This window comes from Microbacterium sp. NPDC060132 (genome assembly GCF_042729675.1).
GTDB lineage: Bacteria > Actinomycetota > Actinomycetes > Actinomycetales > Microbacteriaceae > Microbacterium > Microbacterium sufflavum.
The window spans coordinates 313,913-338,646 of the sequence record NZ_JBHWXU010000001.1 but is presented as its reverse complement, the minus strand read 5'-3'; the positions used below and the strand labels follow the sequence as shown (position 1 = coordinate 338,646).

Annotated in this window: 26 protein-coding genes; 15 read left to right on the top strand and 11 right to left on the bottom strand. The window is 71.8% G+C overall.

What is annotated here, in order from left to right; all coding sequences use genetic code 11:
* Positions 1-26 precede the first annotated feature (26 nt).
* Positions 27-1,310, bottom strand: coding sequence for a M18 family aminopeptidase (locus ACFWCH_RS01740; RefSeq protein ID WP_378803833.1), 1,284 nt, complete (start codon positions 1,308-1,310; stop codon positions 27-29).
* A 231-nt stretch (positions 1,311-1,541) separates the two neighbouring features.
* Here ACFWCH_RS01740 and ACFWCH_RS01735 point away from each other — a divergent pair, with 231 nt between their 5' ends.
* Positions 1,542-2,402 (top strand): EamA family transporter, encoded by an 861-nt coding sequence (locus tag ACFWCH_RS01735; RefSeq protein WP_378802769.1) that lies wholly within the window; start codon positions 1,542-1,544, stop codon positions 2,400-2,402.
* A gap of 165 nt (positions 2,403-2,567) precedes the next feature.
* Here the strand turns inward: ACFWCH_RS01735 and ACFWCH_RS01730 are convergent, their stop codons facing one another.
* On the bottom strand, positions 2,568-3,224 hold the full coding sequence (locus ACFWCH_RS01730) for a response regulator transcription factor (protein ID WP_240744674.1): 657 nt from the start codon (positions 3,222-3,224) through the stop codon (positions 2,568-2,570).
* A 319-nt stretch (positions 3,225-3,543) separates the two neighbouring features.
* On the opposite strand from ACFWCH_RS01730, the gene ACFWCH_RS01725 reads away from it, so the two are divergent.
* Complete coding sequence (locus tag ACFWCH_RS01725; protein WP_378802768.1) at positions 3,544-4,593, top strand: sensor histidine kinase; 1,050 nt, start codon at positions 3,544-3,546, stop codon at positions 4,591-4,593.
* Between the two features lie 239 nt (positions 4,594-4,832).
* Here ACFWCH_RS01725 and ACFWCH_RS01720 read toward each other — a convergent pair whose 3' ends face one another.
* The gene (locus tag ACFWCH_RS01720) at positions 4,833-5,576 is read right to left on the bottom strand and encodes a GntR family transcriptional regulator (RefSeq protein ID WP_240744676.1); all 744 of its coding nucleotides are present in this window, start codon (positions 5,574-5,576) and stop codon (positions 4,833-4,835) included.
* Between the two features lie 169 nt (positions 5,577-5,745).
* On the opposite strand from ACFWCH_RS01720, the gene ACFWCH_RS01715 reads away from it, so the two are divergent.
* The 6 genes from ACFWCH_RS01715 (at position 5,746) to ACFWCH_RS01690 (ending at position 12,327) form a co-directional block, all read left to right on the top strand.
* A complete protein-coding gene (locus ACFWCH_RS01715) occupies positions 5,746-6,675 on the top strand; it encodes a phosphate/phosphite/phosphonate ABC transporter substrate-binding protein (RefSeq protein ID WP_136036454.1) in 930 nt (309 codons plus the stop codon).
* A gap of 119 nt (positions 6,676-6,794) precedes the next feature.
* Positions 6,795-7,622: a phosphonate ABC transporter ATP-binding protein gene (gene phnC / locus ACFWCH_RS01710; protein WP_247637705.1), complete on the top strand. Its 828-nt coding sequence runs from the start codon at positions 6,795-6,797 to the stop codon at positions 7,620-7,622.
* On the top strand, positions 7,619-9,388 hold the full coding sequence (gene phnE, locus ACFWCH_RS01705) for a phosphonate ABC transporter, permease protein PhnE (protein WP_366626527.1): 1,770 nt from the start codon (positions 7,619-7,621) through the stop codon (positions 9,386-9,388). Before phnC ends, phnE begins: the two co-directional genes overlap by 4 nt.
* The gene (locus tag ACFWCH_RS01700; RefSeq protein ID WP_378802767.1) at positions 9,385-10,524 is read left to right on the top strand and encodes a TIGR03364 family FAD-dependent oxidoreductase; all 1,140 of its coding nucleotides are present in this window, start codon (positions 9,385-9,387) and stop codon (positions 10,522-10,524) included. The genes phnE and ACFWCH_RS01700 overlap by 4 nt, the downstream gene beginning before the upstream one ends.
* Positions 10,521-11,228 (top strand): HAD family hydrolase, encoded by a 708-nt coding sequence (locus tag ACFWCH_RS01695; protein ID WP_378802766.1) that lies wholly within the window; start codon positions 10,521-10,523, stop codon positions 11,226-11,228. The genes ACFWCH_RS01700 and ACFWCH_RS01695 overlap by 4 nt, the downstream gene beginning before the upstream one ends.
* A 10-nt stretch (positions 11,229-11,238) precedes the next feature.
* Positions 11,239-12,327, top strand: a complete 1,089-nt coding sequence (locus ACFWCH_RS01690) for an alcohol dehydrogenase catalytic domain-containing protein (RefSeq protein ID WP_378802765.1) — start codon at positions 11,239-11,241, stop codon at positions 12,325-12,327.
* Here ACFWCH_RS01690 and ACFWCH_RS01685 read toward each other — a convergent pair.
* On the bottom strand, positions 12,324-12,839 hold the full coding sequence (locus ACFWCH_RS01685) for a CinA family protein (RefSeq protein WP_136033179.1): 516 nt from the start codon (positions 12,837-12,839) through the stop codon (positions 12,324-12,326). The genes ACFWCH_RS01690 and ACFWCH_RS01685 overlap by 4 nt on opposite strands.
* 319 nt (positions 12,840-13,158) lie before the next feature.
* Between ACFWCH_RS01685 and ACFWCH_RS01680 the strand changes: the two genes are divergently transcribed.
* On the top strand, positions 13,159-13,842 hold the full coding sequence (locus tag ACFWCH_RS01680; protein ID WP_168443062.1) for a site-specific recombinase: 684 nt from the start codon (positions 13,159-13,161) through the stop codon (positions 13,840-13,842).
* Here the strand turns inward: ACFWCH_RS01680 and ACFWCH_RS01675 are convergent.
* Positions 13,815-14,348, bottom strand: coding sequence for a hypothetical protein (locus tag ACFWCH_RS01675; RefSeq protein ID WP_240744624.1), 534 nt, complete (start codon positions 14,346-14,348; stop codon positions 13,815-13,817). The genes ACFWCH_RS01680 and ACFWCH_RS01675 overlap by 28 nt on opposite strands.
* Positions 14,349-14,532: 184 nt before the next feature.
* On the opposite strand from ACFWCH_RS01675, the gene ACFWCH_RS01670 reads away from it, so the two are divergent.
* The 3 genes from ACFWCH_RS01670 (at position 14,533) to ACFWCH_RS01660 (ending at position 16,842) form a co-directional block, all read left to right on the top strand.
* Positions 14,533-14,877 (top strand): ATP-dependent DNA ligase, encoded by a 345-nt coding sequence (locus ACFWCH_RS01670; RefSeq protein WP_136033177.1) that lies wholly within the window; start codon positions 14,533-14,535, stop codon positions 14,875-14,877.
* Positions 14,878-14,965: 88 nt separating this feature from the next.
* Entirely contained in the window at positions 14,966-15,865 is a 900-nt protein-coding gene (locus tag ACFWCH_RS01665) for an SDR family oxidoreductase (RefSeq protein WP_136035562.1), read from the top strand.
* Positions 15,866-15,924: 59 nt separating this feature from the next.
* Positions 15,925-16,842: a DMT family transporter gene (locus ACFWCH_RS01660; RefSeq protein ID WP_378802764.1), complete on the top strand. Its 918-nt coding sequence runs from the start codon at positions 15,925-15,927 to the stop codon at positions 16,840-16,842.
* A gap of 8 nt (positions 16,843-16,850) precedes the next feature.
* On the opposite strand, the gene ACFWCH_RS01655 is transcribed toward ACFWCH_RS01660, so the two are convergent.
* Both ACFWCH_RS01655 and ACFWCH_RS01650 read right to left on the bottom strand, forming a co-directional pair.
* Positions 16,851-17,615: a membrane protein insertase YidC gene (locus tag ACFWCH_RS01655; protein WP_136045592.1), complete on the bottom strand. Its 765-nt coding sequence runs from the start codon at positions 17,613-17,615 to the stop codon at positions 16,851-16,853.
* A gap of 61 nt (positions 17,616-17,676) precedes the next feature.
* Positions 17,677-17,949 (bottom strand): DUF6412 domain-containing protein, encoded by a 273-nt coding sequence (locus ACFWCH_RS01650; protein ID WP_378802763.1) that lies wholly within the window; start codon positions 17,947-17,949, stop codon positions 17,677-17,679.
* An 84-nt stretch (positions 17,950-18,033) separates the two neighbouring features.
* On the opposite strand from ACFWCH_RS01650, the gene ACFWCH_RS01645 reads away from it, so the two are divergent.
* Positions 18,034-19,182: an NAD(P)H-dependent flavin oxidoreductase gene (locus ACFWCH_RS01645; RefSeq protein WP_378802762.1), complete on the top strand. Its 1,149-nt coding sequence runs from the start codon at positions 18,034-18,036 to the stop codon at positions 19,180-19,182.
* A 226-nt stretch (positions 19,183-19,408) separates the two neighbouring features.
* Here ACFWCH_RS01645 and ACFWCH_RS01640 read toward each other — a convergent pair whose 3' ends face one another.
* Both ACFWCH_RS01640 and purU read right to left on the bottom strand, forming a co-directional pair.
* Positions 19,409-20,335 carry a hypothetical protein gene (locus ACFWCH_RS01640; RefSeq protein WP_378802761.1) on the bottom strand — a complete coding sequence of 309 codons (927 nt, stop codon included), beginning with the start codon at positions 20,333-20,335 and terminating at the stop codon, positions 19,409-19,411.
* Positions 20,336-20,589: 254 nt separating this feature from the next.
* Positions 20,590-21,441 carry a formyltetrahydrofolate deformylase gene (gene purU, locus ACFWCH_RS01635; RefSeq protein ID WP_136037330.1) on the bottom strand — a complete coding sequence of 284 codons (852 nt, stop codon included), beginning with the start codon at positions 21,439-21,441 and terminating at the stop codon, positions 20,590-20,592.
* Positions 21,442-21,525: 84 nt separating this feature from the next.
* Here purU and ACFWCH_RS01630 point away from each other — a divergent pair, with 84 nt between their 5' ends.
* Both ACFWCH_RS01630 and ACFWCH_RS01625 read left to right on the top strand, forming a co-directional pair.
* Positions 21,526-22,740, top strand: coding sequence for a cation:proton antiporter (locus ACFWCH_RS01630; protein WP_378802760.1), 1,215 nt, complete (start codon positions 21,526-21,528; stop codon positions 22,738-22,740).
* Positions 22,737-23,207: a glutaminase gene (locus tag ACFWCH_RS01625; RefSeq protein ID WP_136037328.1), complete on the top strand. Its 471-nt coding sequence runs from the start codon at positions 22,737-22,739 to the stop codon at positions 23,205-23,207. The genes ACFWCH_RS01630 and ACFWCH_RS01625 overlap by 4 nt, the downstream gene beginning before the upstream one ends.
* 15 nt (positions 23,208-23,222) lie before the next feature.
* Here ACFWCH_RS01625 and ACFWCH_RS01620 read toward each other — a convergent pair whose 3' ends face one another.
* Positions 23,223-23,939 (bottom strand): GMP synthase, encoded by a 717-nt coding sequence (locus tag ACFWCH_RS01620; protein ID WP_136033159.1) that lies wholly within the window; start codon positions 23,937-23,939, stop codon positions 23,223-23,225.
* Positions 23,940-23,979: 40 nt separating this feature from the next.
* Positions 23,980-24,732, bottom strand: coding sequence for a LysR family substrate-binding domain-containing protein (locus ACFWCH_RS01615; protein WP_378802759.1), 753 nt, complete (start codon positions 24,730-24,732; stop codon positions 23,980-23,982).
* Positions 24,733-24,734: the final 2 nt, after the last annotated feature.

Genomic DNA, 24,734 nt, shown 5'->3' with positions numbered 1-24,734 from the left:
ATGGCACTGCTGCGCCGGTGCGGGGCTCAGCCGGCGAAGAACGCTCCGGCCACGCGTGTCAGGTCGTGCAGGTCGCTCACGCCGGCGAGCTCCCGCGCCGAGTGCATCGACAGGATCGGGATGCCCACGTCGACCGTGCGGATGCCCAGGCGCGTCGCCGTGATCGGTCCGATGGTGGAGCCGCAGGGCACGCCGTTGTTCGACACGAACTCCTGCGTGGCGACGCCCGAGCGCTCGCACCACTCCCGCCAGGCGGCGCTGCCGACCGCGTCCGTGGCGTAGCGCTGATTGGCGTTGAGCTTGAGGATGGGGCCGGAGCCGAGCACCGGCTGCACCACGGGGTCGTGGCGGCCGACGTAGTTGGGGTGCACCGAGTGGCCCACGTCGCTCGACAGGCACCACGACGCGGCGTAGGCCCGACGGTGGGCCGACGCGTCGGCGCCCAGCCCGTCGTAGACCCGCTCCAGCACGTCCTCCAGGAACGGGCCGGCCGCGCCGGAGCGCGACTCCGACCCGAGCTCCTCGTGGTCGAACGCGGCGAGCACCGCGATCGGCGCACCAGCGGCGGGCTCGTGCGCCTGCAGCGCCACCACGCCGGCGTGCACGGAGGCGAGGTCGTCCAGGCGACCGGAGGCGAAGAAGGCGCTGTCCTTGCCGAACACCGCGCCGCGTGCCGCATCGGCCACCACCACGTCGTAGCCGCGGATGTCAGACGCCGACACCTCGGCGGAGCCCGCGAGCTCCGCGAGGATGTCCGCCTCGGACGGGTCGCCGAGTCCCCACACGGGCTGCGTCTCGGTCTGCTTGTCGAGCGCGAGGCCGTTGTTCACGCCGCGGTCGAGGTGGATCGCCAGCTGCGGCAGTCGCAGCAGGGCGCCCGTGTCGGCGAGCACGACGCGGCCGTCGGCGAGGGCCAGGCGACCGGCGAGGCGCAGCTCCCGGTCGAGCCAGGAGTTCAGCAGCGGGCCGCCGTAGACCTCGACCGCCGCCTGCAGCCACCCGCGGACACCGGTCGTGGGCTGCGGCTTGAGTTTGAAGCCAGGGGAGTCGGTGTGGGCGCCGAAGACCTGCACGGGCGTGGTCGCGGTGGCGTCGGCGGGGACGACCCAGGCGATCGCGGCTCCGTCGCGCACCACGACGTACCGCCCGCCCGCGGCGGACGGCCACGCGTCGTGCTCGTCGAGCCGCGTGAACCCGGCGTCCTCCAGGCGACGGGCGACCTCGGCCGCGGCGTGATAGCTGGAGGGGGAGGCGGCGACGAAGTCGGCGAGGTCATCGGCGTGGGCGAGAGCGACCGGGGTGACGGGCATGGGCATGACCTTCCTGCGCGGGGTGTCTTTCGAGCGTAGTCGCGACCGGCGTTCCCCTCCGGTTCACCTCGGACGGCTAGGGTGGTCCCGATAGCGCCTAGGGTTCCGGGGTCCGCACCCGTCTGGTCCGAGCGGCGCCACGGTCCGCTCCCGTGAGCGGGCCGTCATCTGACAGGACAAAAGCCCGGAGGACCCTGTTCGTCGTGCCTGCGCCGAACGGAAGGGTCTGTCGTGTCCCCACTCGCCTTCGTCCTGGTCCTCGGTGCCGCCGTCGCCCACGCCGCCTGGAACGTGATCGCGCACGGCATCAGCCGCGCCGGCTCGCCGTTCCTGTGGTGGGGCGCGGTGGCCAGCACGGCCGTGTGGATCGGGGCGGTGCCGTTCACGGGGGGCCTCGGCACGTCCGACCTCGCCTCGTTCGCCCTCGGGGTGGGTGTCTCGGCCGTGCTGCACGTGGTGTACATGGCGGTGCTGCAGCGCGGCTATCGCGAGGGCAGCCTGTCGACCGTGTATGCGACGGCGCGCGGGACCGGTCCCTTCCTGTCGGTGATCGTCGCGGTGGTGCTGCTGGGGGAGCGGCCGTCGGGCATCGCCCTGGTCGGCGTCGCCGCGGTGATCGTCGGCGTGGTGGCGGTCGGGCTGGTCGACCGGGGGAGCGGCGGAGGGCGGGGCGTCGACCTCGGCCTGGTGTTCGGGCTGCTGACGGGCGTGGCGATCGCGGTGTACACGATCTGGGACACGCATGCGGTGCGCACGTGGAGCCTGTCGCCGGTGGCCTTCATGGTGGGCACGACCCTGCTGCAGGTGCCGTTCTACTCGATCGCGGTCCGTCGCCGCTGGCCCGCGGTGTGGGCGCTCGGGCGTGCGCAGTGGCGCCGCATCCTGGCGTTCGGTGTGCTGTCGCCCCTGTCGTACATCCTCGTGCTGTCGGCGATCCAGATCGCTCCGGTCGCGCTGGTCGCGCCGTTGCGCGAGGTGAGCGTGGTGCTGGTGAGCCTGTTCGGCGCGGTCGTGCTCAGGGAGTCGCGGCCAGGGTGGCGGGTGGGCGCCTCGCTCATCGTGCTGACCGGCATCGCGCTGCTTGCGCTGTGACCCCCGCGGTTCCATTCTGGAGATGGCGCGGGGTGGAAGAACGACAGCCCTCGGACCGTCGACGCCGACGGTCCGGAGATGGATGCAGGTGTGAGCACTCTCCCGGATCCCCGCGGCGCGCGCGGTGCGCCAGCGGAATGCCCGCGTGCCGCGCGAGGCACGGGGTCAGCGGAAGGTGACCAGTCCCGCGTGCGCGGCCGTGACGAGGATCTGCACGCGGTCGCGCAGGTGCCACTTCGACATCATGCGCCCGAGGTGCGCCTTGACCGTGCCCTCCGACACGATGAGCGCCTTGGCGATCTCGGCGTTCGACATGCCCTTCGCGAGGCACTGCAGCACCTCTTCCTCACGGTCCGTGAGCGGTTCGAGGGCATCGGCGGCGGTCGCGGCGGGCGTGGAGTCGCGCACGTGCCGGATCAGCATGGAGGCGATGCGCGGGGACAGCGAGCTCTGGCCGGCGAACACCTCGCGCACGCCGGTCACGATGTCCTCCGCGCTGGAGTCCTTGAGCAGGTAGCCCGACGCCCCGGCGCTCAGCATCGGCAGGACCGTGTCGCTGCCGTCGAGGGTGGTCACGGCGAGGATCCGCACATCGGGCCACCGTTGCGCGATGGCCGCCGTCGCCTCGATGCCGTTCATCTCGGGCATCTGGACGTCCATCATGACGACGTCCGGCTTCTCCCGCTCCACCGTGCTGAGGGCCTCGCGACCGTCCTCCGCCTGCGCCACGACCGTGATCTCCGGCGCGCGCGACACGAAGTGGGACAGCGCGGAGCGGACCAGTGGATCGTCATCGACGATCACGACGCGGATTTCCTGCATGGAGGAAGCCTAACCGCGCTGCACCCGCGGATCCGCGCTGTAGACCTTTGGCCATCGAGGTCTGGACTCAAGACAGATGTGCGCGCTCAGCGTCGTCGAGAAGATGAATACAGACATCGACAAACGACTACAAAATGGAGGTGAACGTAATGACTTTCTGGCAGCAGGTTAGCAAGTTCTTTGGTCTCGTCCGCTAGAGTACCTGGCGAATAGGAGATAGTGAACCATGGCCTTCGACCATTCGATTCGCGGGTCTGCGGATACACTCCGGCTGGTCCGAGGTGAGAAACTCACCGCTATCGAACGCATCGTCGTTCTGGTGATCATCTCCATCACTATCGCCGTCGATCTGATCGGCCTCATCGTGACTCCGGGTGTGAACCCGGCCGTCCTCGTGGTGAGCATTTCTTCGACGGCAGTCTTCGCCCTTTATCTCTGGAAGCCCCTCATCGCGACATGCGCCCTCGGCGTCGTGTTCGCGCTCTCCTTTCTGGCAGGAACCGAGTACCAGGTCCTGACCGCCGCCGCTGTCGCGGCCGGATTGGTCATGCGACTCGGCTGGACCTCGCTGATCCTGTCGTACACCGGCGCGTTCCTCGTCGCTGCCGCCGTCGTCGCCATGCGCGACGCCGACGCCGGCGTGAACGTCGCCATCTACCTCGTCTTCGCCGCTGTCGCGGGAGCCGTCGGCTTCGCGCTGCGGATCGCGTTCGCACGCGGCAGCCGCCTGGAGCGTCAGCTCGAGGCAGCGGCCGAACAGGAACGCGAAGCAGTGCTCGCCGAGCGGCGATGGATCGCCGGCGAGTTGCACGACAGCATCGCGCACCACCTCACGGTGGTGTCGCTGCACGTGCAGATGCTCGAGGACCCCGGAACCAGTGACGATTCGCGTGAGGCCATCCGGGTGGCCGCGCGCAAGGCCATGACCGATCTCCGGTTCGTGATCGAACTGGCCGACGACGGGCCCCGGTCGGCAGGCATGCCGACGGGCGACCTCGTCGCGGCGATCGACGAAGCACGCACCGAGTTCGCGGCCGCCGGGCACACGGTGGTGTGCGAAGGCGACCCGGGCGACGAGCGCATCCCGCGCGCCGTGGAGATCGTGCTGGCGCGCATCGTGCGCGAGTCCGCCACCAACATCTTGAAGTACGCCGGCGAGGGCACGGTCGAGATCCGTCTCGCCGTGGACGACGACACCGCGCACCTGACCCTGCGCAGTCCCCTTCCGACCACGCCCCGCCGCGAGCTCTCGTCGAGTCGCACGGGCCTCGGCCGCATGGCCGAGCGCGTCATGGGCGCGAGCGGTGAGTTCAGCGCGGGGGAGGTCGACGGGCACTGGCTCGTGTCGGCCGCACTGCCGGTGGCCTGAGGCGCTACAGTGGCAGAGTGCGCTGCGTGCGCGCGAACAGACCTAGACGAAAGTCTAAAAAGGTCTCGACTTTCGGCACTTCAGAGCCCAATTCGCACCGGCATATGCTGAAAGCTCCCCAGATAAAGCGTCCCCAGCGCTGCGATCGCGGGCGCGATCTTTCTGGCTTCTGAACACTCCCGTGCCCGCGATCGCGAATCTGTTTCCGGCCCCTTTCCATTGCGGCCGAATCCCTCTCCTCACGCACCCACGGCGCGCATGAAGTGCCCATCGGTCGAGATGCCGGACGCCGCCACCGTGAACCGGACCACCTCGCTGAGGTAGCGGTCCTCCGAGGCCTCGAAGACGCGTCCGTCGGCGTCGCGCGACGTGCGCGTGAGTCGCAGGATCGGTGCGCCCCGCGGAACCCGCAGCAGGCTCGCGTCCTGCTCGTCGGCTGCGACCGCATCGATCTCGTGCCGCAGCGTGACGATCGGATGCCCGAGGGAGGCCAGGTACTCGGTGATCGAGACCTCGTCCAGATCGACCTCGAACAGCCGACGCCCGACGTCTTCGGTGTAGGCGAGGCGCTCCAGCATGGTCGGCCGCCCGTCGAGGAGGCGCAGGCGGACGACGCGGACGATGGTGTCGTCGCGCCCCACGCCGAGCGCGGGACCCAGGTCGCCGGCGCGGCGCAGGCTGAGCTCCTGCGTCTCGGCGCCGGGGGTCACGCCGAGCTCGCGCGCCCAGCGCGTGAACGGCACTGACACGTCGACCGCCTGGTTCGCCTTGCGCGCGACGACGCGCGCCGGGCGTCCGCGACCGGTCTCGATCAGCCCCTCGGCGCGCAGCGCCGCGAGCGCGTTGCGGATCGGGCCGCGGGAGGTGTGCCAGCGCTCGGCGAGCTCGGCCTCGGTGGGTACGTCGTCGCCGGGGCGCAGCGTGCCGTCGGTGATCCGGGCGCGCAGGTCGTCGGCGATCTGGGTGTACACAGCTTCGGCCACATAGGTACATTACTTCGCCATCGGGCGGAGGCCGCGGATGGTCGGTGAGTGTTCACCCAGGCGAATGGCGGGTGAACGCGCCCTGAACTCTTCCGAGATAGGTATACATCTGAAGACCGGGCCTGTCAGAGTCGTCGAGGATCACCCCTCCCACCCTGAAAGGTCCACCATGAAGCTCCGTGCTCTCCCCGCCCTCGCCGGCGCTGCGATCCTCGCGCTCGGCCTCGCCGCCTGTGCCGGAACGGCCGAGGCCACCGACGCCCCCGGCGACGCACAGTCCGCCGGCGCGAGCGGGTTCGCCGTCGACGAGAACACGCTGGTCTTCGGCGTCGTGCCCGACTCGGTCGACACCGAGACCAACTACCAGCCCCTGATGGACTACATCGCCGAGGTCACCGGGAAGACCGTCGAGTACCACGAGTCCACCGACTACGCCGCGCTGATCGAGGCCGCCGTCGCCGGGAAGGTCGACGTCGCGTCGTTCTCCGGCTTCACCTACGTGACCGCCACCAACAACGGCGCGAAGCTCACGCCCATCTCGTCGATCATCACCGAGGAGGGCCAGGAGCCCGGCTACTACTCGCAGGCGATCGTCCCCGCCGACAGCGACATCACCAGCCTGAAGGACTTCGCCGGCAAGAAGGTCTGCTTCGTCGACCCGTCGTCGACCTCCGGCTACCTCTTCCCCTCCTACAACCTGCTCGAGGCGGGCATCGACCCCCAGGCCGACATCACGCCGGTCTTCGCGGGCAAGCACGACGTGAGCGTGCAGAAGGTCGGCGAGGGCGTCGAGTGCGAGGTCGGGTTCGCCGAGGACTCCGAGGTCGAGAAGTCCGACAAGGTGAAGGTGATCGACGAGACCATGGTGCCCGGTGCGCCCCTGGTCTACTCCTCGTCCCTCCCGGACGAGGTCGCGCAGGAGCTCGTCGACGCGCTCGGCGAGGTCACGATCGACGACATCATCGCCGCGGGCATCGACGGCGCCGACTCCGACGCGTTCCGCAGCGTGTTCTACGCCACGAAGCCGGTCGACGACGCGTACTACGACCTGATCCGCGACATCTGCGCCGAGACCGAAGCGGAGCAGTGCAAGGCCTGACGGCCTGACACGCCCGTCGTCTCGCCGGCGCTCGCTCAGGAACCCGACTGCGGTTCCTGAGCGAGCGCAGCGGGACGAAGGGCCTCCCACCCGACCCGACCGCACGACAAGGAGATGCCATGACCGCGGCCACCGACACCCTCATCCGCCTCGACGGCGTGACCAAGACCTTCGGCAGCACCACGGCTCTGAGCGACGTGTCGCTCACCGTGGCCCGCGGCGAGATCGTGGTGCTGCTCGGCCTGTCCGGCTCAGGGAAGTCGACGCTCCTGCGACACCTCGACGGGCTCGAGGTGCCCACCGCCGGCACGGTCGACGTGCTCGGCGCCGCGGTCCCCGCGCTCCGCAGTCGGGCGCTGCGCGACCTGCGCAGCCGCGTCGGCTTCATCTTCCAGCAGTTCGAGCTCGTGCCGTCGCTGACCGTGCTGGAGAACGTGCTCACCGGCTCGCTCTCGCGCGTGCGCGGCCCCCGCCTCGGGCTCTGGGGCTACTCCCGCAGCGCGAGGCTGACCGCTCTCGAACACCTCGACCGGGTCGGGCTGCTCGACCGGGCGTACCAGCGCAGCGACACCCTCTCCGGGGGACAGCAGCAGCGCGTGGCCATCGCCCGTGCGCTCATGCAGAAGCCCGACATCCTGCTCGCGGACGAGCCCGTCGCCTCGCTCGACCCCGAGTCCAGCGAGCAGGTCATGGCCCTCATCCGCCGCATCGCCGCCGACGAGGGGCTCACCGTGGTGTGCAGCCTGCACCAGGTGGACCTCGCCATCAGCTGGGCCGACCGCATCGTGGGGCTGAGGCACGGCGAGGTCGTGCTCGACACCCCCACCGACGGCCTCAGCAAGGCGGAGGTCATGGAGATCTACGGACGTGTGGCCACGACGACCGCAGAGATCACGGCCGTGCAGGTCGAGCTCGCCGACGCAGCCACCCCGGCGGGCGTGGCATGACGGCCCTGGACACGGCGGCGGCGCCCGGCACCCGCGGCGGCGCGGCACCGCGCGGGGGCGCCCCCACCGGATCGGGCGGAGCGACCGTCGCGGCCCGTGCGCCCCGGCGCCGGCCCTCGCCGGAGCGCATCGCCGCGGGACTCACGCTCGTCGCGCTCGTCGTGCTCGGTGTGCTCGCGGTGCGCGACGTCGACATCTCGATCCCCGCGATGGTGCAGAGCTGGGGCAACGCGCAGAACTTCCTGGCCCGCGTCGGCGGCCTCTCCTTCCCGGAGCCCGGCGAGCTCCTGTGGCTCATCGCGCTGACGGTGGGCCTCGTGCTCGTGGGCACCCTGCTCGCCGCGGTGCTGTCGGTGCCGATCGCCTACCTCGCCGCCTCCAACACCACCCCGGGAGCGGGCTGGCGCGCCGCGGCGCGGTTCGTCGGCGTGCTGACCCGCGCCCTGCCCGACGTGGTGCTCGCGATGGCGTTCGTGCTGATGTTCTCGCTCGGCACCCTGCCCGGCATCCTCGCGATCGGCATCCACTCGATCGGCATGATCTCCAAGATGTTCGCCGACGCGATCGAGCAGATCGACGAGGGTCCGCGGCTGGCGATCCGGGCCGCGGGCGGCTCGAAGCTGCAGGAGTTCACCGCCGGCATCCTCCCGCAGGTGCTGCCGAGCTGGGTCGCGACCGTGCTGCACCGCAACGACATCAACCTGCGCGGCAGCGTCGTCCTCGGCTACGTCGGCGTCGCAGGGCTCGGTCTGGAGATGTCGTATGCGTTCAAGGCGCTCAACTACGGCAAGGGTCTCGGCATCGCGCTCGTGATCTTCGCGCTGTGCATCGCGATGGAGGTCGTGTCGAGCCTCGTGCGCGGGGCCATGCTGGGCGAGCAGCGGCAGACGCGCTCCTGGATGGACCGCCTGGTGCACCCCCGGCTGCGCCGCACGACCGCGCCCACCGCCGCCCGGTCGGAGTGGGCAGCGACACCGCAGACCGCCCTCCGCCGCCCCTGGACCGCGCAGCGCGTGCGCCACACCCTCGCCGGGGTCGCCGCCGTCCTGGTCGTGATCGGCAGCGTCGCGGTGAGCCAGATCACCTGGCTCGACCTCTTCACGTTCTGGGCCAAGCTCCCCGAGGTCGCCGCGCGCTTCTGGCCGCCGTCGTTCGGGAACTACGACGCGCCCGCGATGCTGGAGGCCATGCGCGAGACCGTCGCGATCGCGCTCGCCGCGACCGTGCTCACCCTGCTGCCGTCCCTGCTGCTCGGCTCGCTCGCCGCCCGCAACGTCGCCCCGAACGGAGCCGCGCGAGGGACCGCGCGCCTGCTGCTCGTCGGCATCCGCGGCATCCCGGAGCTGATCCTCGCGATCGTGCTCGTCGTCATCACGGGACTGGGCGCCCAGGCCGGCGTCATCGCGCTCGCGATCGGCGGCATCGGGTTGCTGGGCAAGCTCATCGCCGACTCCCTCGAAGAGGTCGACCGCGGACCGGAGCGCGCACTGCGTGCGGTCGGTGCGACCCGCCTGCAGACCTACGCGGCCGCCACCGTGCCGCAGGGGACCAGGGCGCTGATCGGGCACAGCTTCTACATGCTCGACACCAACATCCGTGCCGCCACCATCCTGGGCATCGTCGGCGGTGGCGGCGTGGGGTACTACCTGCTGAACGCCAGCCAGGGCTCACGCTACGAGACGGTGACCGCGATCGTCCTGATGATCCTGGTGACCGTGCTCGCGGTGGAGGGTCTCGCGATGTGGATGAGGAAGGTGTTCCGATGACCCGCGCGAACGACGCCGCCGACGTGGTCGTGATCGGTGCGGGCATCGTGGGGCTCGGCGCCGCGTACGCCGCCGTCCGCCGGGGGCTGCGCGTGATCGTGCTCGACCGCAGTGACCGGCCCGTCGGTGCGACCGTGCGCAACTTCGGGCACCTGTGCATCGGCGCCCAGGGCGGAGACGCGCGGCGCTACGCCGACACCTCGCGCGAGCTGTGGCTGCGGCTCGCCCGCGACGCCGGGTTCTGGCTGCGCGAGTCCGGCACGCTCGTGGCCGCCAGGCACCGGGACGAGCTGGACGTGCTGGAGGCCGCGGCGCACGATGGCGGCATCCGGATGCTGGACAGCGCCGAACTGCGCCGCCGGGCGCCGCTGCGCGCGGAGGGGCTGCACGGTGGCGCGCTCATCGATGCCGACCTGCAGACCGATCCGCGCACCGCGGCCGCCGCGATCGTGCGCCACCTCGCCGCGAACGGTGTGGACTTCCGCTTCCGCACCGCCGCGACCCGCCTCGCCGACGGACGGGTCGAGACCACGCGCGGTCGCATCGATGCCGGGGTCGTGGTCGTCGCCGTGAACCACGACCTCGACCAGCTGCTGCCCGAGGTCGCCGAGCGGCACGGTGTCGCCCGCTGCGCCCTCGACATGATGCGGGTCGCGGCGACCCTCCCGCGACCGCTCGACGCGCCCCTGCTCACCGGGTGGTCGCTCATCCGCTACGGCCGGTTCGCCGCGACCCCGCAGGCCGCGGCGCTGCGCGAGCGCCTGCACGCCGAACGCCCCGACCTCGCCGCGCTCGACCTCAACCAGATGTACACGCAGCTGCCCGACGGCACCCTGATCCTGGGCGACTCGCACGCGACCGCGACCGCTCCCGCGCCGTTCCAGCCCGAGGCCGCGTTCGCCGCGTTCCTCGCGGAGGCTCTGGCGCTGTTCGACATGCCGGAGCCGCGCGTGATCGAGCGGTGGCAGGGCGTGTACGCCAAGGCCCCGGGCGAGTTCCTCGTCGACCGCGGCGACGACGGCACCCTGGTGATCGCCGCGACCACCGGCATCGGCATGACCTGCGGGCTCGGACTCGCCGAGCTCACCCTCGCCTCGGCCCTCGGCCGGGCACCCGCCCTGGAAGGAACACCATGACCACTCCGATCGAACTCGTCGTCCTCGACATGGCCGGCACCACCGTGCGCGACGACGGCGTGGTGGAGCAGGCGTTCCAGCGCGCCGCCGAGCGCACCGGGGTGGCCGCGCGGCTGCCGTGGGAGGAAGCGCTCGACCACGTGCGCGCCACCATGGGTCAGTCGAAGCTCGACGTCTTCCTGCACCTCGCCGACGGCGACCTCGCCGCCGCGCAGCGCGCCACCGCCGCGTTCGAGGACGCCTATGCGGAGATCGTCGCGGAACACGGCGTGACCGAGATCCCCGGGGCCGCGGACGCGATCCAGGGGCTCAAGGACGCCGGACTCGCCGTGGTCCTGACCACCGGGTTCGCACCAGTGACCCGGCAGGCGCTGCTCGACGGGCTCGGATGGGGAGACCTCGTCGACGTGGCGCTCTCGCCCGTGGACGCGGGTCGTGGCCGTCCGGCGCCCGACCTCGTGCTCGCCGCGCTGCTGCGCTGCGGGGCCTCGGCGGTGGACGCGGTCGCGGTGATCGGCGACACCGTGAGCGACGTGCAGTCCGGGCGCCGCGCCGGGGCCGGGTTCGTGGCGGGCGTGCTCACCGGCGCGCACGACCGCGCAGCCCTGAGCGGCGCGGGAGCCCACGCCGTGCTCGCCGACGTCACCGCCCTGCGCGGCGCGCTCGCCCAGCGCGACCTGCTGCCCACCGTCTCCGCGCGCTGAGCATCCGGCCATGGGAACCGTGCTGATCCGCCCGCCCGGTCACCGGAGGGACGTCGCCCTGCGCCCCGCCGCCACCGCCATGGTGTGGATCGGCGACGGGCACCCGCACGAGACCATCGCGGTGCCCGGCGTCGCCCTCGGCGACCACGACGTGCTGGTCGCTGTCGAGATGTCGACCATCTGCGGCTCCGACGTGCACACCGTGCAAGGGCGGCGCGCGGCCCCCACCCCGCTCGTGCTCGGGCACGAGAGCGTGGGGCGGGTCATCGCGCTCGGCGACGCCGGAGCGGACGCGACCGACGGGGCCCCGCTGCGCCTCGGCGACCGCGTGGTGTGGTCGGTCACGGTGTCGTGCGGCACGTGCGACCGCTGCCGCCGCGGGCTCACCCAGAAGTGCCGCGACCTGGGCAAGTACGGCCACGACAGGGTGGGCGTGCACGGCGACCTCACCGGCGCGTTCGCCAGCCACGTGCAGCTGCGCGCGGGGACGGCGGTCGCGCGGGTGCCGGAGTCACTGCCCGCCGCGGTGCTCGCGCCGGCGGGCTGTGCGACGGCGACCGCGTGGGCCGCGGTGACCAGGGCCGCGCGCGACATGCCCCTCGACGGCGCGACGGTGCGCGTGCACGGCGCCGGGCTGGTGGGGCTCTCCGCCGCGGCGATCGCCGTCGAACACGGGGCGGTGGTGGAGGTGCGCGACCCCGACCCCGCGCGACGGGCCCTCGCCGCGCGCTTCGGGGCCACCGCGCTCGACCGGGAGCCCGACGTCGTGATCGAGGCGTCGGGGCACGCGGTCGCGGAGGCACTGGCCGGGGTCGCGGTGGGTGGCACGGTCGTGCTGGTCGGCAGCGTGTTCCCCGCCGAGCCGGTGCCCGTGGATGCCGAGGCCGTGGTGCGGCGCCTGGTCACCGTGACCGGGATGCACAACTACACGTCGCAGGACCTCGCCGACGCGGTCGCGTTCCTCGCCGGTCGCGGCCGCGCCTACCCCTTCGCGGACGCGGTCGGCGCCGTGCGCTCGCTGCTCGACATCGACGCGGCCCTCACCGAAGCGGCGGCCCCCGGAGCCCCGCTGCGCATCGGCCTCGTGCCGGGCCGCTAGTCCTCGCCGCCCGACCCGCGGCGGGGCCCCGCGGGGTGCAGGCCCTCGGCGTGGAACGCGAGCAGCCGCACCGCGGCGTCGACGCTCGCCGACAGCACCTCGTCGGGGTCGCCCGTGAGCGCGAGCCGCCGGTGGCCCGAGTCCTCCGCGGTCGCCCAGCCGAGGTACACGGTGCCGGCGGGGTGGCCGCCCTCGGGGCCCGGGCCACCGACACCCGTGGTCGAGACGCAGATGTCCGCCTCGAACAGCCGCAGGGCCCCGGTGGCGAGCTGCTCGGCGCACGCCGCGGAGGTGGGGTCGGTTCCCGGCGTGAGACCGAGCACCCGCTCCTTGACCTCGGTGAAGTAGGCCACGATGCCGCCCGCGAACCAGTCGGACGCGCTCTCCCCGGCGCCGATGGTGTTCGCGAGCCGCCCGGACGTGAGCGACTCCGCCACGCTCACCCGCAGACCGCGGGTGCGGGCGAGCTCGCTCAGCCGCTCCAGCTCGGGCGTCTCGTTCGGCGCGGTCATCGCTCGCTGCTCTCGGACGTGCGCGTCATGGGCGATCCTCTCATCTCGGTCGTCGCGCCACGCGTCCCGCCGCGGCGCCTGATCCGACGGTAGGGGACGGGGCGACACGGACGCAGGGGATTGACAAGGAGAGCGACGGCGTCAAGCCCCTGCCGGTGGTCGTCCGGTCCGGCGAGGGTCGGTCCATCGGACATCGCGAGGAGGCGGACATGGGAGAGCAGACGCGGGACACCGCGGGGATGCGCGCGGTCTTCTGGACGTGGGCGGGCATCATCGCGGTCGGGCTGGCGATCATGATCGCGCTGCCGCTGGGAGGTCGATGACCGTGCGGAGCCGGATCAGGGATCACGCCCTCAGCCTGTTCTTCCTCGCGCTGTTCGCGGCGGCGCTGATCGGCCAGTCGATCGCCGGATACCTGCGCAACAACGACGAGCTCGTGGAGCACGGGCAGGCCACGATCGGCTTCCTCGACTTCGTGTGGTCGTCGGACTTCGCGGTCGACGTGGCCGAGAACTGGCAGTCCGAGTTCCTGCAGTTCTTCCTGTTCATCGCTGCGACGATCTGGTTCGTGCAGCGCGGTTCACCCGAGTCGAAGAAACCGGGAGACGAGGGTCCGGGGAGCGACGCGGATCAGCTGGTGGGACGCCACGCCCGCCCTGACTCCCCGCGATGGGCCAGGGCGGGCGGGTGGCGCGCCGCCGTGTTCGGCAACTCGCTGCTGATCGTGATGGGGGCGGTGTTCCTGCTGTCGTGGTTGGCGCAGTCGCTCGCCGGGACCGTCGTGATGAACGCGGAGAACGCGCAGCACGGCGCGGCGGCGATCACCTGGCTGGACTACGTGGTCTCGCCCGACTTCTGGGATCGGACGCTGCAGAACTGGCAGTCCGAGTTCCTGGCCGTCGGCACCATGGTCGCGTTCGCGATCTACCTGCGTCAGCGCGGGTCAGCCGAATCGAAGCCCGTGGGGACGCCGCATCACACCTCGGCGTCGGAGTCCGACTGAGGCGCGCGCTCGCCGTCGCCGTCGTAGTCGGGGCGCGGCGGCTGCAGCGGCTGGTCGGAGTACTCCCCGCCGAGGCGTCCGCCGTAGGGGCGCCCGTGGTCGGCGAACTCGTCGCGGGCGAAGACCAGCTCCCACGGGCCGACCGTGAACCGCGAGCCGGTGCGCAGCGTCTCGGTGCGCTCGCCGGGGTGCGTGGCGTCGGCGTCGGGGTTCGAGTTCATCTCCCCGTCGGCGTGCAGTGTCACCACGTACTCGTCGCGGTCGTCGTGCACCACCGTGGCGTGCACGGGCTCGGTGTCGGCGAGGCGCAGCTCGTTGCCCGCCGCCGATCCGATGCGCACCTCGTCGACGTCGAGGGCGAACTCGGTGCGCTCGTCGTCGCGGCGCACGCGCAGGCGCGGGTTGCCGGCGCCCCGTTCGGCGTGGGTGGTGCCGGGCGTGTAGCCCTCGTCGGGACGGTCGTCGATGTGGCGTGCGTTCATGGCGGTGCCCTCCTCGGGTGTCATGGCCCCGAGGCTAGTCCGCTCCGGCTTCCCGCGCGCGGGGCTTGACTTCCGTGCCTCGCGCGCTCCAGGCAGCCACTCGGCCCGCGGAGTTGCGGCCCGCCCGGGGCGAGGGCTTACGCTACCCCCAGGGCACGATCCCGGCGGTGGCCGGGCGGGAACCGGATCGACCGAGGAGCATCACCCGATGGGCAAGTTCATCTACGAAGGAAGCGTGAAGAGCGAGATCGAGGATCGCGCCCTCACGCACCTGCAGCTCGTGATCACGGCGAAGCTGCGCCGGGGGGAGCCGTTCCCGTTCAGCTGGCGTGAGGACGCGAGCGTGGGCGGCGGACGCACCACGGTGTGGATCCAGCCGGGCAGCTCGCTCGTCTTCAAGTACTTCGGCAGCCGGCAGCCCTCGATCAACCGCGCCTGGATCGAGGCGCTCGCCTTCACCGCCAACGCCCCCAGCGGCCTGTACCTGGTGCCGGAGCCCGCGGAGGCGGGCGAGCAGCCGGGCGGAGACACCCCGGTCACACCGCCGCTCTGAGGTGTCAACCCCCTGCCCCCGGTCGGCGGTTGCCGTGATGCTCGATCCGAGCACGACACGACAGCCACTCGACACAGGAGGAGCGGACATGACCGACACCACCCGCGACAGCGGCCTCACTGACCCCCGGCACGCGCACCGCGAGGAGGGCTTCCCGGCGCAGAGCCAGGATCAGCCCGGACTCACCGAGCGCACCACGCCCGAACCCGACCACGGCGAGTCCTCGTACGTGGGCCACGGACGGCTCGAGGGGCGACGCGCGCTCATCACCGGCGGTGACTCGGGCATCGGCCGCGCGGTCGCGATCGCCTTCGCCAGGGAGGGTGCCGACGTCGCGATCGTGCACATGCCCGAGGAGCAGGACGACGCGGAGGACACGCTGGCCCTCGTGCGCGAGGCCGGACGCACCGGCGTCAGCATCCCCGGCGACGTGCGGGACGAGGCCTTCGCGACCGACGCGGTGCACCGGGCGCGGACCGAGCTCGGCGGACTCGACGTCCTGGTGCTCAACGCCGCCTACCAGCACGACATCGACGGCTTCGAGAACCTCGACACCGAGAAGATGCGCCGCGTGTTCGACACGAACCTGGCCGGGCTGATCTTCTCCGCGCGCGCCGCCTTCCCCGACCTGGAGCCCGGCGCCAGCATCATCGTCACCTCATCGGTGCAGTCGGCGCAGCCTTCGCCGGGACTGATCGACTACGCCATGACGAAGGCCGCGCAGGTCGCGTTCGTGAAGGCGCTCGCCGAGGAGGCGGGCCCGCGCGGCATCCGCGTGAACGCTGTGGCGCCCGGGCCGATCTGGACGCCGCTGATCCCCGCCACCGGGTGGGGTCCCGAGCGCCTGGAGACCTTCGGGCAGGACACCCCGCTCGGACGCGCCGGACAGCCGGCCGAACTCGCCGGCGCCTACGTGTTCCTCGCGTCGGAGGAGTCGTCGTACGTCTCGGGCACGGTCGTCGCGGTGACCGGGGGCAAGGCCCTCTGAGGCCCCATCGAGCTGCGTGGGCGGCGGGGCGACGGGCTCCCGCCGCCTAAGCTCGTATGGTGCAGAAACCCGCGGCATCCGGCACCCTCGTGGGGGTCGCGCTCGTCATCGGCTCGTGCCTCTCGCTGCCGTTCGGGGCCGCCGTCGCCGCGCAGCTCTTCCCCGTCCTCGGCCCCTGGGGCGTGACCTCGCTGCGGGTCGCGATCGCCGCGGTGCTGCTGGTCGTGCTCGTGCGCCCGAGGGTGCGGGGGTGGACGCGGCAGCAGTGGCTCGCGGCCGTGCTCTTCGGGGTGTCGCTCGCCGCGATGAACGGCTTCTTCTATGCCGCCATCGACCGCATCCCGCTCGGGCCGGCCGTGGCGATCGAGTTCCTCGGCCCGCTCGTGCTCGCGGCCGTGCTCACCCGGCGGCTCGCCGATGCCGTCTGGGTCGCGGTGGCCCTGCTTGGCATGGCGCTGCTCGGCATCGACGGCCTGATCGGCGCGGATCCCCTCGACCCGCTCGGCGTGGTGTTCATCCTGATCGCGGCCGGCTTCTGGGTGATGTACATCCGGATGAGCGCCCGCGTCGGAGCCCTCATCCCCGGCAGCAGCGGGCTCGCGATGGGGCTCGTCGTGGCGGCGGTGCTGCTGATCCCCGTGGGTGTGCCCGCGGCCGCGACGGTCGCCGCCGACCCGTCGCTGCTGCTGCTGGCCGCGGTGACGGCCGTACTGTCGTCGGTCATCCCGTACAGCTTCGAGCTGGCGGCGCTGCGTCGCCTGCCGCAGCGGGTGTTCGGGGTGCTGCTGAGCCTGGAGCCCGCGTTCGCGACGCTGGCCGGATGGCTCCTCCTGGGGCAGGACGCGACGGTGCTGCGGCTGCTGGCCGTCGCGCTCGTGATCGCCGCGAGCGTGGGGACGACCCTCGGCGTGCGCCGGGGCCGGAGGGGTGAGGAGCCGTCCGGCCCCTTCACCGCCCCGATCCCGCTGCCTGACTGACCCCGAGGTCACGCGCGGGCGGCGGCGGGCTCCGGCAGGGGGAACCGCCGGCGGAGCACCACGCGCTGCACGAGCGTCCACACGACCGTGACCGTGAGGTAGAGCGCGGCCGCGAGCGGGACGAACGCCGCGAACACGGCCGTGAGGTAGTGCAGCGCCGACATCGCCCGCAGCACCCCGGGCGAGCTGAGCGGCGAGTCGTCGCCCTCGACGGGCGCGGGGCGGAACACGCGCCGGGTGACCTCGGCGACCGCGATCATCACCGCCAGCAGCACCCCGAACACCGCGAACGTCGCCGGGGTCGCGGTGCCGCCGAACAGTGCGGAGACCAGGCTCGTGCCCAGCGGGGCGCCGAAGAGGTCGTGGGCCAGCAGGTCGTTCGGGTGTCCGGCGATCTCGGGTCGCAGGAACAGCGTGTAGAGCAGCCCGACGACCGGGGCCTGGGCCAGCACGGGGAGCATCCCGGCGAACGGCGAGGTGTTCTCGGAGCGGTAGAGCTCCATCATCTCCTTCTGCAGCCGCTCGGGGTTCTTCTTGTGCCGACGCTGCAGTTCGCGCAGCCGGGGAGCGAGGCGCGCCCTGGTCTGCTCGGCCCTCGCCTGCGAGATGCCGACGGGGATGAGGAGGGCACGCACCAGGAGCGTGACGAGCACCACGGCGAGGGCCGCGGCGGACGGGCCGGCGAGGGGCTCGAGGGCGGTGGAGAGGCCGGTCAGGGCCGTATAGGCCGCGTTCAGGAGCGCGGCGAGGGGAGGGAAGGCGAAGATGTCCACGGGTGTCCGTTCGTGAGGTCGGGAAGGGTCGGCGAAGGCCGCGCGCTCCCGTCGGAACGGGCTACGCGGCGATCGCGACTCCCGGCGCCCGCGGACGCGGATGCCCCGCGGCATCCGGGTCGCTCTGCGGCAGCAGAGTGCCGACGTCGATGGCGCGGAGGGGATGCGGGGCGTCGGCCTCCGGTCGCTGACGCACGCTCAGCACGACGGCGAGGGTCATCGCGGTGACCGCGAGGAGGGCCACGGCGAGCCCGAGCGCGGTGGCATCGGGAAGAGCGACGAGCCCGAGCGCGGTCGCGACGATGCCGAGCATCTGCCCGATCCACTGCCGCATGTGCACACCCCGCTCTCTGCCACCGAGGCTAGCAGGGGGCGTCGTCCCGCCCGCGGCCGTCCGCCGCGGGCGTAACGTCGAAGCATGAGCGACCTGCGCACCCTGTTCGGCATCACGCACCCGATCGTCCTCGGTCCCTTCGGCGGGCTGTCGTCCGTCGCGCTCACCGCGGCCGTGAGCAACGCCGGGGGCCTGGGGTCGTTCGGCCTCTATGGCTACGACGGCGACCGTATCCGGGCGACCGGGTCCGAGCTGCGCGCCGCGACCGACCGGCCGTTCGCGCTGAACATCTGGTTGCCGACCGGGGACGAGGTCGAGCCCAACCCGCAGCACACGGTCTTCGCCCAGGCGCTCCAGCCGTTCTACGAGGCCGTGGGGGTCGCCGTGCCGACGCGGCCGGAGCGCTACGTCCCGCCGCTCGACGAGCAGCTCGACGCGATCTGGGCGGTCGCCCCGGCGGTGCTCAGCGTGGTGTTCGGCGTGCCGTCGCCCGAGGTCGTCGCGGAGGCTCACGACCGGGGCATCCGGATCGTCGGCACGGCCACGACGGTGGCGGAGGCCGTCGCGCTCGCCGAGGCCGGTGTGGATGCGGTGGTGGCGACCGGAGCGGAGGCCGCCGGACACCGGGTGTCGTTCCTGCGTCCCGCCGAGGAGTCCCTGGTGGGGACGTTCGCGCTCGTGCCGCAGGTAGTGGATGCGGTCGGGGTGCCGGTGATCGCGGCGGGCGGCATCGCGGACCGCCGCGGCGTCGCGGCCGCCCTCGCCCTCGGTGCCGCCGGCGTGCAGGTGGGGACGGCCTTCCTCGCCACGGACGAGTCCGCGGCGACCGCGGCGCACCGGGACGCGATCCGCGCGACCGCGGCGGACGACACCGTGTTGACCCGGGCGATGAGCGGACGGCTCGCGCGCGGCGCCCGCAACCGCGCCGTGCGGGCGATCGAGGCGAGCGGCACCATCGCGCCCTTCCCGATGCAGAACTGGCTCACGGGGCGCTTCCGCACGGCGGCCGGGGAGCAGAACCTCGGCGAGCTGCAGTCGCTGTGGCTGGGTCAGGCGGCTCCGCTCGCCCGCGGCACCACCGCCGCCGACGTGTTCGCCGAGCTCGCCGCCGGGCTTGTCGATGGGCGTGTCCTCGTCGAGTGGATCCGGGACGAGAGGCTGCCTGATCGACTATCCCGTGCGACCTCTGAGCTTGATAGCCGGATTCGGGAAAACCGGCATGCCTGGGAGTGATTCGTTGGCGATCTCAGTGCACCCGTGTCGGTCTGTGCAGCAAAACGCCCGCACTCCCGTCGGGCGGAAGCGCGGGCGATCGCTGCGGAACTACGCCCACTGCCGGCTCTACTCGCGCGGCGTACGTCGGTTCTTGCGGTGCTTCTTATGTGACCTGCTCGCGATGGCGAAGAACACCACCAAGAAGAACATCGCAGACATCATCACCCAGAGCATGCGGGCAAACCTAACACTTCACGCTCGTGGGAATGAACGACGGGACGTCGAGCTTGAGGCAGCGACCTTCGCCGGACGCGTTGCCTGCCACGGTCGCGATCGCCGCAACTGCGCCCGCACCAACCGTGTACAGCACGGCGCTGACAGCTACCCCGCCAGGCAGCGCTGCGATCGCTGCACCCGCGGCGAGAATGAACCCGACAACGGCGCCTGTGTCTCGCATGCTTCGGGTTTCGGACTTGTTGTAATAGATCGAGAAGTAGTAACCGTGGCCAACGACGCGAGGATCAGCGGTCACGGGGAAAGCGGTGTTCGCGTCCGGTTTGATTCTCTGCAGGAGTTGGTTCCCGACGAGCTCGAAGGACGTTGCAACTTCCGCGCCGTTGGCATCGACGGCCCAGGGAGCGTCGATTGTTGCCAGAACGAATTCGCCGCTGAGTCCGTGCTTCCCCAGAGCGTCACGGAGAACAGGGCCGGGAACGATGTCGTAGCCTCCATCTGAACGCTTCTGAGCAGCCCACCCTTCCGGAATCTCGGTAGCGTACTTGGACACGAGATTCGAATCAGCGTCAGTGAATACCGTCAGAAGCCGCGCGCTCCCATCGGAGAGCACCTGCGCGGTGGTATCCGCGCCGTTTGAACTTCTGCTGTCCTGAGCTGTGAGCGTGAGCGACGGTCCCGAGTCGAGGTCGTACGAAATGCTCGCTTCCTGATGGTGTGCGTTCTCCGCCACCAGGGCGCCCTCCCCTGTGCTCAAGTCGACCGAAGCCGACTCGTGCTGATCGTTGATGACCTGTGCGTTCAGCGGCGCTTGTGCGATGGCATCCGCTACAGGATCACGTTCCTCCGCGCTGGCCGCCGTGACTCCGGATGCCACGAGCGCACCGGAGAGAAGCGCAGCATAGATCGCCAGTCTCGTCGTTCTCTTTGTCCTCATCGTTTCGTCTCCATTTCTGATACGGAGGCCAGGTCGACTCTCCGTTCCCATTCTTAGACGGGAGCCAGAAACTGCATGTAGGGTCTTCGGCCTACAGACATATCACCTGTAACGTGATACTGTGCGGCCGACTTCAGTCGTTGTATGCCGCTCCTATAGGACTCGGCATGAAGGTACGACCGTCACTCCCCACCGCGGCGTCCCACGGTCTCGCCGTCGACGTGCTCGCCGGGCTCCCGGGGGAGTGAAGCGGGTCAGAGGATGACGGTCGAGCGGCCGTGCACGATCACGCGGTCCTCGGCGTGCCACTGCACGGCCCGGGCGAGCACGAGGCGCTCGACGTCGGCGCCGCGGCTCTGCAGTTCGGCGGCGGACTCGGAGTGCGTCACCCGCGTGACGTCCTGCTCGATGATCGGCCCCTCGTCGAGGTCGGCCGTGGCGTAGTGCGCGGTCGCCCCGATCAGCTTCACGCCGCGCTCCTTGGCCCTGGCATACGGGTTGGCGCCGATGAACGCGGGCAGGAACGAGTGGTGGATGTTGATGACGGGGGCTTCGAGGCGCGTGATGAAGTCGTCCGTGAGGATCTGCATGTAGCGGGCGAGCACGACCAGGTCGACGTTGCCCTGCAGCAGTTCGAGCTGTCGCTCCTCCATGGCCTGCTTGTCGCCCGAGGGGATGTGCACGAACGGCACGCCGAACGAACGCACGGCCTCGGCGAGGTCGGGATGGTTCGACACGACCATGGTGATGTCGATGTCGAGCTGCCCGCGCTGCGTGCGCCACAGCAACTCCATGAGGCAGTGGTCGTACTTCGACACGAAGATCGCGACGCGCTTGCGCCGGGACACGTCGTGCAGCGACCACTCCATGCCGAAGCGCTCCGCGACGTCGGCGATGTCGGCCTCGAGCGCGGGGCGCGCGGCGGCCAGACCGGGGAGGTGGATGACGGTGCGCTGGAAGAAGCGTCCGCCCTCGGAGTCGGTGGAGTGCTGGTCGAGCGAGATGATGTTCGCACCGTGCCGCGCGAGCACGCCGGCGACCGCGGCGACGATGCCGGGCTGGTCGTCGCAGGCGATCAGCAGGCGGGCGGTATCGGGCTGGCTCATGGGGGCTCCTCCAGGGTGTGCCTCGATTCTGCCGTGTCGCGCGGGCGGGGAGCGAATCGCCGGGGGCGTCGCTACCCTGAGACCGTGGACGCGAGCGACGTCGGCCTGGTGCTGATCCCCCTGCTGGCGGTCGCCGCCCCTCTGCTCGCCCGGGGCGTCCGGCCGCTCGTGCGCGTGCCGATCATCGTGTTCGAGCTCGTGCTGGGGATCCTCGTCGGCCCCGCCGTGCTCGGCTGGGTCGAGCCGGGTCCGCTGCTGGAGAAGCTGAGCGACTTCGGCCTGGCCGTGCTGTTCTTCGTCGCCGGCTCCGAGATCGACTTCCGCACGGTCGCCGGGAAGCCGCTCGCGCGGGCGTCGCTCGGGTGGCTGCTCAGCGTGCTGCTCGGGATCGGGCTCGGGTTCTTCTTCGCGCCGGGGGAGGGCATGGTCGTCATCGGGATCGCCCTCAGCTCCACCGCCCTCGGCACCCTCATGCCGATCCTCCGCGATGCGCGGGAGCTGGACACCCCGTTCGGCCGGGCGATCAGCACGATCGGGGCGGTCGGGGAGTTCCTGCCGCTGATCGCGATCTCCCTGTTCCTCAGCACCAGGACCACGCCCCTGGCGACCGCGGTCCTGCTGACCTTCGTGGTGCTCGCCGGACTCGCCGTCCTGATCGCCCACCGCATGCCGCACGGGCGACTGCACGGCATCGTGCGGGCGACGCTGCACACCTCCGACCAGTTCGGGGTGCGGTTCGTGATCCTGCTGATCGCCGCCCTGGTCGGACTCAGCGTGATGCTCGACCTCGACATGCTGCTGGGGGCGTTCGTCGCTGGCGCGATCTGGCGGATCATCATGGCGCGGGCCCCGAAGAAGGACGCCGAGGAGGTGGAGAGCAAGATCGAGGCGATCGCGTTCGGCTTCCTCGTGCCGATCTTCTTCCTCTACACCGGCGTCACGTTCGACCTCGACGCGCTGCGGTCGTCGCCGACGGCACTGGCGCTGGTGCCGGTGTTCCTGGTCGCGCTGCTGGTGTTCCGCGGGTCGGCCGCACAACTGTCCGCGCCGACGGGAGCGGGCCTGCGCGACCGCACCGCCCTGGGCCTGCTCGCCGCGACCGGTCTGCCCATCATCGTGGCCGTCACTGGCATCGGCGTGGATCAGGACATGCTCGACACGGGCACGGCCGCGGCGCTCGTCGGTGCCGGCATGCTGTCCGTGCTGCTGTACCCGCTGATCGGCATGACCCTCCGCGGCGACCGCGCTCCGGTGGTCGGGCCCGCCCTCGCCGACCGCACCAGGCAGGGGGAGCTGTGACCTCCGCCTCCGCCCTGCTGACCGACGCGGTGGCCGCGCTCGCCGGGGTGCCGCGCGAGGGGCTCGGCGAGGAACGGGAGTCGCGCTGGCGCGGCCGCCGCATCGTGCGCGTGGGGGACGCCTGGCATCTGGGCGTGCTGCTGCTCACCGACACGCACGCCCTCGCCACCGCCGAGGTGCTGCGGGCGGCCGACCCCGGACGCCGCGGCTACACGGCCGAGTCGGCACGGGCGCGCGCCGAGCGCCGAGCGGAGGCCCTGCGCGGTGGCTTCCGGGAGGGCGAGGTGGTGCACGTGGGCTGGAGCGTGATCGACGTCGCCGGGGTGGACGCGGGCGGCTCCTCAGGCCCGCTCGCCCTCGTCGATGGGGTGCCGTCGGTGCGGTGGAGCACCGCGGGCGGCTTCATGCCCCTGGAGTCGTATCTCCGCGAGCGGATCGAGCTGCTGCGCGGTGGCGCCTCCGCGTGAGGGCGCGGTGACGGCTCAGGCGAAGGTCTCCGCGAAGCGTCGCAGCAGCGCGGCCCCCTCGGTCACCGACGCCGCGAGCACCTCCCGCTGCACGGCGTCGAACCGCTCGGGGTCGAAGTAGCCCGTGGTGCGGTAGAACGTCATCCGGTCGGCGAAGTCGCGCGGCGTGGGCTCCGGGTGGAACTGCGCCGCGTACAGGTGCGACCCCACCCGGTAGGCCTGCACGGGGCAGGCGTCGTTCGTGGCGAGCAGCACCGCGCCCGGAGGCACGGCCGCGGCGCTCTCCTTGTGCGCGGTGAACACCGTGAGCGCGGGCCCGCTCGGCCCGAACACGGGGTCGGCGTCGCCCTCCGCCGTCGTGCGGATCACGGTCGCGCTCGCCGGCTCCGGCATGGTCGTGACCACCTCGCCGCCCCGCATCCGCGTGAGCACGCCGATGCTGAAGCACGTGAAGAACGCCGCCACGGTGGCCGCGGTCGCGGCGTGCGCGATCGTCTCCAGATCGGCCTCCACGCGCTGCTGCGTCGGGCTCTTCACCCGGTCGCTCACGTTGAACGGCGATCCCCCGATCACGATGCCCCGGTAGCGCTCCAGATGCGCGGGGCTCAGCGGCTCATGCAGGAGGTCGAGCCGGTCGACCACGTCCACGCCGAGCGCCCGGCGGAAGGAGGCGTGCTCGGCGTCGGCCGCCCCGACCTCGGGACGCACGCAGACATAGAGGAGCGAGGCCATCAGGAGATTCTAACGAGGGGCCGGGACGGCGCCGACGCGCTCAGCGGGACGAGTTCGCGGTGCGTCCGCGCACGATCCCGACGAACGCCTCGACGTCGGGCGTCGTCCGGTCGCGGCGCCAGGCCAGCGCGACGGTCGACACGGGGCCGCCCGCCAGCACGCGGTGGTCGGCGTCCTTGCGGTGGTGCAGGCGTGCGAGCGACATCGGCACGATCACCACGCCCACGCCCGAGGCGGCGGTGGCGATCGCGTCGGACGTGGCGAGGGGTGCGAACCGCGCGGCCGTCGTCCCGGGGAGCGCGAGGCCGCCCCACACGTCGTCGCTCAGCGCGATGAGCACCTCGCCGTCCAGGTCGTCCGGGGTGAGCTCGTCCGCGGCCATCAGGTGGGAGTCCGCGGCGGACACGACCACGGGCACCTCGTCGTACAGCGGGATCACGTGCAACGACGCGTCGTCGAGCGGCAGGCGGACGAGGGCGGCGTCGAGGTCGTCGAGAGCCGAGCGCTGCGCGGCGACCTCGATCGGGACGAGCTCGAGCGGCACGTCGGGGAGGCGCTGCTTCCACCGGTCGATCCAGGTGCCGGGAGTGGCCCCGGGCACCGCGCCCAGCCGGAACGTGCGTGGCTCCTCCGCCGCGGCGGGTGCGGCGTCGAACACGACCTTGCGGGTCGCGGGCGCCGGGGCCTTCTTCGACGCCCCGGGGCGCGGACGCGCACCGGGGACGGCCCGGTTCCGGCGCGGGGGCGTGCCCTTGCCGGAACCCTTCGCGGGTCGTCGTCCCTGGTGCGCCATGC

Coding starts and splice junctions, on each gene's coding strand:
- ACFWCH_RS01740 (WP_378803833.1), bottom strand. CDS start 1,310: ATGCCCGTCACCCCGGTCGCTCTCGCCCACGCCGATGACCTCGCCGAC.
- ACFWCH_RS01730 (WP_240744674.1), bottom strand. CDS start 3,224: ATGCAGGAAATCCGCGTCGTGATCGTCGATGACGATCCACTGGTCCGC.
- ACFWCH_RS01715 (WP_136036454.1), top strand. CDS start 5,746: ATGAAGCTCCGTGCTCTCCCCGCCCTCGCCGGCGCTGCGATCCTCGCG.
- phnC (WP_247637705.1), top strand. CDS start 6,795: ATGACCGCGGCCACCGACACCCTCATCCGCCTCGACGGCGTGACCAAG.
- phnE (WP_366626527.1), top strand. CDS start 7,619: ATGACGGCCCTGGACACGGCGGCGGCGCCCGGCACCCGCGGCGGCGCG.
- ACFWCH_RS01700 (WP_378802767.1), top strand. CDS start 9,385: ATGACCCGCGCGAACGACGCCGCCGACGTGGTCGTGATCGGTGCGGGC.
- ACFWCH_RS01695 (WP_378802766.1), top strand. CDS start 10,521: ATGACCACTCCGATCGAACTCGTCGTCCTCGACATGGCCGGCACCACC.
- ACFWCH_RS01690 (WP_378802765.1), top strand. CDS start 11,239: ATGGGAACCGTGCTGATCCGCCCGCCCGGTCACCGGAGGGACGTCGCC.
- ACFWCH_RS01685 (WP_136033179.1), bottom strand. CDS start 12,839: ATGACCGCGCCGAACGAGACGCCCGAGCTGGAGCGGCTGAGCGAGCTC.
- ACFWCH_RS01680 (WP_168443062.1), top strand. CDS start 13,159: ATGACCGTGCGGAGCCGGATCAGGGATCACGCCCTCAGCCTGTTCTTC.
- ACFWCH_RS01675 (WP_240744624.1), bottom strand. CDS start 14,348: ATGACACCCGAGGAGGGCACCGCCATGAACGCACGCCACATCGACGAC.
- ACFWCH_RS01670 (WP_136033177.1), top strand. CDS start 14,533: ATGGGCAAGTTCATCTACGAAGGAAGCGTGAAGAGCGAGATCGAGGAT.
- ACFWCH_RS01665 (WP_136035562.1), top strand. CDS start 14,966: ATGACCGACACCACCCGCGACAGCGGCCTCACTGACCCCCGGCACGCG.
- ACFWCH_RS01650 (WP_378802763.1), bottom strand. CDS start 17,949: ATGCGGCAGTGGATCGGGCAGATGCTCGGCATCGTCGCGACCGCGCTC.
- ACFWCH_RS01645 (WP_378802762.1), top strand. CDS start 18,034: ATGAGCGACCTGCGCACCCTGTTCGGCATCACGCACCCGATCGTCCTC.
- ACFWCH_RS01640 (WP_378802761.1), bottom strand. CDS start 20,335: ATGAGGACAAAGAGAACGACGAGACTGGCGATCTATGCTGCGCTTCTC.
- purU (WP_136037330.1), bottom strand. CDS start 21,441: ATGAGCCAGCCCGATACCGCCCGCCTGCTGATCGCCTGCGACGACCAG.
- ACFWCH_RS01620 (WP_136033159.1), bottom strand. CDS start 23,939: ATGGCCTCGCTCCTCTATGTCTGCGTGCGTCCCGAGGTCGGGGCGGCC.
- ACFWCH_RS01615 (WP_378802759.1), bottom strand. CDS start 24,732: ATGGCGCACCAGGGACGACGACCCGCGAAGGGTTCCGGCAAGGGCACG.